Below are 1,683 nucleotides of genomic sequence, written 5' to 3' on the forward strand. Positions count from 1 at the left end.
TCAGGGTGGACCGGGACAGCGCCCGGGCCAGCGGCTCGGCGCGGGCGATGGCCAGGTTCTTCGGGGCCAGCTCACCCAGGACCATCTGCACCACTGTGGCGATGACCAGGGCCAGCGCCACCGACAGCGGCAACGCCACCGCGCTGGAGATGCCGGTCAGGCCGAGCAGGTCGGCCAGCCCGGCGCCGAGGAACGGCTCGGCGACGTAACCGACGAGCAGGGCGGTCACGGTGATGCCCAGTTGGGCGCCGGACAGCATGAACGAGAGCCGCGCGGTGACCTCCAGGGCCCGGGCCGCGGCACGATCGCCACCGTCGGCGAGCTGCTTGAGCTTGCCCCGGTCCACGGCGACGTAACCGAACTCCTGGGCCACGAAGTAACCGGTGGCGGCGGTGAGCACGATGATGAGAAGGAGACCGACGAGGATCAGCACGGGAGGTTCAGTGCTCCCGGGGTCGTCGGGGAGGGAATTCGCCGGGTATGACCCGGCCGGCTACTGCTGCCCTCCGGGGCAGGAGAGTCGATCATGCGGCCCATTTTATCGGTACCGGCTGGACGTCCGCTGAGGGTGCCGGGAACCCTCCCCCACGTCCGGTTCACCGCCCGGCGAGCTCGTCCACGTCCAGCAGGCTCCGGTCGACCCGGCCGGACCGGTAGGCCGCCCGGCCGATCATCTGCGCCGCCACCGGCGCGGTGGAGAGCTGGAAGATCGCCACCAGGACCAGCATGCCCAGGTCCGAGGGGGTACGCAGACGCAGCGCCAGCCCGGCCAGCAGCAGCAGGACGCCCAGCACCTGCGGCTTGGTGGCCGTGTGCATCCGGTCCAGCACGTCCGGGAAGCGGACCAGCCCGATGCCGGCGATCAGCCCCAGCACCGCCCCGGCCAGCAGCAGCGCTCCACCCGCCCAGTCCGCGACGGCAGCGACGCTCACGATTCACCCCGGACCGCGAAGCGCACCAGCGACACCGAACCGATGAAGCCGAGCAGGGAGAGCACCACGAGCACGGGCAGCGTGGTGGCATGCCGGTTCACGGCGGCCTCCGCCCCCACCGCGGCGAGCATCGCCGTCAGCAGCAGGTCGGCGCCGACGACCCGGTCGAGCAGGGACGGGCCGCGGTAGATGCGGGCCAGGGCGAGCAGCGCGGTGGCCGAGAGCAGCACGGTGAGCGCGACGGCGAGCAGGACTGTCACGGGTGGTTCCTCCGTTCGGCGGGTTCGAGGTCGAGCCGGCGTACCTCGGCGGGAGATCCGATGGCGCGGACGATGCGCCGTTCGACGGCGAGCACGCGCTCGCGGCTGCCGGTGATGTCCTCGGGGCCGCGCACGTCGAGCACGTGCACGTAGAGCACGCCGGCGGCCCGGTCGACGTCGATGATCAGCGTGCCCGGCACCAGCGAGATCACCTCGGCGGTGAGCGCCAGGTTGAGGTCGGTACGCACGCGCAGCGGCACCGCGATGATGGCGCCGCGCGGGCGGTAACCGAAGCGCAGCGCCACGGCGGCCACGTGCAGGCTGGCGCTCACCAGCTCCGCGATGAAGGTGATCAGGAAGACCAGCAGCGCGCGGGGGCGGAACCGGCCGCCGAACGTGACCGGCGGCAGCGGGAAGAACAGCAGCACGGCCGCGCCGACCACCAGCCCGGCGATGAGGTTGCCCACTGACACGTCGCCCCACAGCAGCAG

At 72.2% G+C, this 1,683-nt stretch carries 4 protein-coding genes; all 4 read right to left on the bottom strand.

The features are described 5' to 3' along the window. A partial coding sequence (locus tag KBX39_RS30605) for a CNNM domain-containing protein (protein WP_210873882.1) occupies positions 1-433 on the bottom strand: 433 nt, incomplete at its 3' end. A gap of 163 nt (positions 434-596) precedes the next feature. Continuing rightward, on the bottom strand, positions 597-932 hold the full coding sequence (gene mnhG, locus KBX39_RS30610) for a monovalent cation/H(+) antiporter subunit G (protein WP_166455486.1): 336 nt from the start codon (positions 930-932) through the stop codon (positions 597-599). Next, entirely contained in the window at positions 929-1,192 is a 264-nt protein-coding gene (locus KBX39_RS30615) for a monovalent cation/H+ antiporter complex subunit F (protein ID WP_043325758.1), read from the bottom strand. Before KBX39_RS30615 ends, mnhG begins: the two co-directional genes overlap by 4 nt. Further along, a partial coding sequence (locus KBX39_RS30620) for a Na+/H+ antiporter subunit E (protein ID WP_210873883.1) occupies positions 1,189-1,683 on the bottom strand: 495 nt, incomplete at its 5' end. The genes KBX39_RS30620 and KBX39_RS30615, both read right to left, overlap by 4 nt.

The sequence above is a fragment of the Micromonospora sp. D75 genome (assembly GCF_018070405.1).
In the GTDB taxonomy this organism is placed as follows: Bacteria; Actinomycetota; Actinomycetes; order Mycobacteriales; family Micromonosporaceae; genus Micromonospora; species Micromonospora chalcea.